Source organism: Gordonia sp. UBA7860 (genome assembly GCF_002500165.1).
Taxonomy (GTDB): Bacteria; Actinomycetota; Actinomycetes; order Mycobacteriales; family Mycobacteriaceae; genus Gordonia; species Gordonia sputi.
In genome coordinates this window covers 1-3,825 of the sequence record NZ_DLSO01000038.1, presented here as the reverse complement: position 1 = coordinate 3,825, position 3,825 = coordinate 1, and the positions used below count along the sequence as shown (strand labels likewise).

Below are 3,825 nucleotides of genomic sequence, written 5' to 3'. Positions count from 1 at the left end.
ACAGACCATCTGACACCCCCCAATACACCTTACCTTCGTATGTGCGATGCTCAGTGATATCAGTGACCCACAACCGATTCGGAGCATCACGGGTGAACATCCGTTCCACCAGATCCGTCGCCGTGGGTGTCTCGTGACGGGGCCGGGCACGACGCGTACCCGGAAGCCCCTTGAGGTTCGCGCGAGCCATCAACATCTCGACCTGGTTATGGCCGACCAGCAGCCCCAGCCCAAGGGTAAGTTCGGCGTGAACCCGGCGGGCGCCGTAAGTACCCCGAGAGGCTATGTGCACAGCACGGATCTGCTCGGTCACCCACGCATGACGGACCTCCCGGGCCGACGGCGCCCGGCTGCGCCATGCGTAGTAGCCCGACTCGGTGACCTCCAACAGTCGGCAGGCCACCTGGACGGGCAGTCCTTCTGCGGCCATGGTTTCTATGGCCGCGTACCGCCTTTTGGGTCGTGCGGCCCCCGCAGCAGCTCACGTGCCCTTTTCAGGACGGCCACCTCAGTTTCCAACTCGCGGATGCGCCGATTGGCCGCGCTGAGCTCGGACAGCTCAGCGCGGTTGAGCCCGGGTAGCTGGCCGGTGTCGATCAACTCCTGTGTGCGCCAGCCGTAGATCGTCTGGTCGCTGATATTCAGATCTGCTGCGATCTGCGCAATTGGTCGGCCAGCGGCCACCAGGTCGAGCACCTTGCGGCGGAACTCTTCGGGATAACGCTTGGGCACGGACACGGCTCCTTCGTGGACGTCGTGACCAAAAGTCAAGCAAACCGACTCCATCCAACCCCGGGCACATCAGAGCCTCCAGCAAACCCGTGGCGATTCATAACGCCGTCATTAGCGCACGTGAGGCAGTAGCAAAGGCGTCATCACAAGACCGACAGCGCCAGTTCCAAGAACTCACCAAGAACCTGCTTCTAGACCCCTCCCGCCGAATCGAGCTCGATGACGTCGTGAACGAAGAAGCACGCGGAGTTCTGACGGAACTGTCAAACACCGAAAGGTTCCCAGTAACCGGAAGCACCGGAAACAATGCAGATTTGCTGGTCGAGATCGTTGGCCAGGCGCAGCACGCCTGGGAGGTCGTTGAACCTCTCTGTTGGTCGACGCACATCGCGGCGAGGTATGCAGACTCAGACGCGCTGACTCCCTGGGTGTCCGCGATGCGAAGCATCACAGCGTTCGGCGAGAAACCCGAGTCCGGGCTGACGCCACTGATCCACCTCAGACGCCTTCCCGCGCTTTGCCTCACGGAGACAGTCGCGATCGCTGCAGTGAGCAGCGGGCGGTGGGAGAACCTAAGGGCGCTTCTGGTTGCGCCGAGAATCGGCACCTACAGCCGAGACGAGAAGCTTTCACTTGCCGACATCGTCGCGCCGTATCGACCATTCGAAGCCAACAAGATGATCGCTCAGGTCCTCGCCAGCGTGACCAAAGATCCGTCGCTGGATGCGAAATCTGCGCTCGCCTCGTGCACCGAGGGTAAGCGGGGAAAGCTCTATACCCCTGTATCCGACTGGATGTTCGAGGTTCTTAAGCCGGCCTTCGAGCGCCAGTTCTCAGATGAAGACGAGTACGCGGACGCCTTTGACCGCGCCGAGTGTTTTCTAGGCGCACTACAGCAGCACGAGAAGATCATGTTTGCGAAGAAGTACGACCGTTTCCTGGGTCGAGCATCGTGGTATGGACGTTCGACATGGCGATTCCGTGGGTCGAGGAGCCCGTTAGACGACATTCTCGACGAAGCTCGTGCCGATGCAGAAGCGTGGCCCGCGGTGCGGAACAACTTGTTCGACGGAGACCCCGACAGCGCAGTCACTGCAATCGAGACTTACAAAGCATCTTACGACCAGTTGCGAGGCCGCCGCATCTGAAAAGACGACGGCTACCACCCGTTCGACTGACGACCGTGTGACTACAGGCTGCGCTGAGACTCGATGACGTGCGTTGAACTCGCTTGACGTGAAAACAGCAGAGGCGCAGCTGTTCTCGCCAGAGTGACGAGGTCGCTGCGGCCCTGCATTAGAGTTCGAGTCTCACCGAGGGCACCACGAAACCCCTACTCAGTAGGGGTTGTTCGTTTCTGCCGCGAGCCCCATTGTTGTTCAGCAGCATCCGGCGCCCTGGTTGTCGTCCGATCCAGATCGTCAAGAACCTGACTGAGTCGCGACCCGGCCGCGATGGCTTCGCTGCGTTCAGTGTCCGGCTCCACATTCAGCGTGCTGAACAGGCCTCAGAAGTACGACAGCGCGCGTTGACCACATACGCACAGAGCGCGGGGCCTCCAGAGTGGCGAGACGGTCACTGCCCGTCGTACACCGCGAGTGACATCATGACTCCCTACGGCGCCTTGAACTGCGACGAGACCGAATCTGAACCTCTCCGACAAACGCGACATGTCGCCCCAGTCCCGCGTCTGATAGTCTCGCCGTGTCCATTCCGATATCAAAGCGTTACCAACCCCAGAGCGGACGTATTGCAGTGCCTCACCACCGATTGACCGACCGTGACTCGATCCCGACCGCAACGCGCGCGGTCCTTGACTCGCAACCTCGCGCCAGCCGTGGTCAGCACCGCGCAGCTCCCAGCAATGCGCACACCTTCAAGCTGAAGACCGCCACTCTCGCAGCGATCACCGGAGCGATCGGCCTCGGGTCCGTCGGCGCAGCGCAGGCTGCCGCAAATCCGGCTCCCAAGCCAGCGGCACCAACCGTGGCGTTGCCCGAGAACATCAAGCTGCCGGAGAACATCACGCTTCCACCCCAGCTAGAGGAACTCACCCGCAACGCATTGCCCCCGAATGCACAAGTCCCGGGCAAAAAGCGTGCCGTTGCACCCACCTCCGGCACCGTGACCTCCGGGTACGGCTCACGGTGGGGGTCGCATCACTACGGCGTCGACATTGCCAACCGCGTCGGCACCCCGATCCACGCCGTCACCGACGGCACCGTCCTCGAATCGGGCCCGGCGTCGGGCTTCGGGATGTGGGTTCGTGTCCGCCAGGACGACGGCACGACCGGCGTCTACGGACACGTGAACGAGAGCTTCGTCAAGGCAGGCCAGAAGGTCCACGTCGGCCAGACGATCGCCACCGTCGGCAATCGTGGACAGTCCACCGGCCCCCACCTGCATTACGAGGTCTGGGACAAGAGCGGACAAAAGATCAACCCACAGGTGTGGCTGGCATCGCGCGGGGTCAACCCCTGACCTCCCGGAGCAGTATTCTCGACGATGTGCGCAGATCGGCGCACATCGTCGCAGCCCCCTGGAGATTGCCATGGGATTCATCTTCTTCACGCTGCTCGTCGTTGCCGGCGTGATTGGGCTCATCTACAAGCTCAAGCACGACAAGCCACAGGATCACGACGGGATGATCAGCTACGACGGAACGGGATCGAACCCTTCGGATTCGAGCAACGACTGATCACTTCGCGGGCGCACACTCCACACCTGAGATGAGTCTCAAGGCACCTGAGATGAGCCGTCAGACGTGATCACTTTCCGACCGCGGCCGGGTCTTCGCTGCCCAACTCGGCGCCGGGAACTTCCGGAAGTCGTTGAGCGACAACAAGTCCGAGCAGCGCCAAGAAGGCGGCCAGCAGGATAGCCATCTTGATCGCCGCCAGCTGCGCGTCGACAAGTGTCGACACGCGGTCTCTGCCCCGCAGCGGAGGCAAACTCTACTAAACGGTCGACAGCCACGAACTCAGGCCGCGCCGAGTACGGACAGCAAGTCCCTCGGTGAGGGTGGCGACACCGAGACCGTTAGATTGGCCTTGACAACCTCAGCAAGGCTAGTTGTTCATGAGACGCCCACCA

General features: G+C 61.7%; 6 protein-coding genes. 3 read left to right on the top strand and 3 right to left on the bottom strand.

The features are described from left to right. The coding region (locus B3T59_RS05340) for an IS3 family transposase (RefSeq protein WP_287001649.1) at positions 1-430 on the bottom strand (430 nt) is incomplete at its 3' end. 5 nt (positions 431-435) lie between these two features. Further along, positions 436-738: a transposase gene (locus tag B3T59_RS05335; protein ID WP_197502363.1), complete on the bottom strand. Its 303-nt coding sequence runs from the start codon at positions 736-738 to the stop codon at positions 436-438. A gap of 83 nt (positions 739-821) precedes the next feature. On the opposite strand from B3T59_RS05335, the gene B3T59_RS05330 reads away from it, so the two are divergent. The 3 genes from B3T59_RS05330 (at position 822) to B3T59_RS05320 (ending at position 3,430) form a co-directional block, all read left to right on the top strand. Continuing rightward, positions 822-1,880 (top strand): hypothetical protein, encoded by a 1,059-nt coding sequence (locus tag B3T59_RS05330; RefSeq protein WP_287001648.1) that lies wholly within the window; start codon positions 822-824, stop codon positions 1,878-1,880. A gap of 607 nt (positions 1,881-2,487) precedes the next feature. Next, positions 2,488-3,213, top strand: a complete 726-nt coding sequence (locus tag B3T59_RS05325) for a M23 family metallopeptidase (protein WP_287001650.1) — start codon at positions 2,488-2,490, stop codon at positions 3,211-3,213. Between the two features lie 70 nt (positions 3,214-3,283). Beyond that, a complete protein-coding gene (locus tag B3T59_RS05320; RefSeq protein ID WP_287001647.1) occupies positions 3,284-3,430 on the top strand; it encodes a hypothetical protein in 147 nt (48 codons plus the stop codon). A 70-nt stretch (positions 3,431-3,500) separates the two neighbouring features. Here B3T59_RS05320 and B3T59_RS05315 read toward each other — a convergent pair whose 3' ends face one another. Further along, positions 3,501-3,656 carry a hypothetical protein gene (locus tag B3T59_RS05315; RefSeq protein WP_287001646.1) on the bottom strand — a complete coding sequence of 52 codons (156 nt, stop codon included), beginning with the start codon at positions 3,654-3,656 and terminating at the stop codon, positions 3,501-3,503. Positions 3,657-3,825 lie beyond the last annotated feature (169 nt).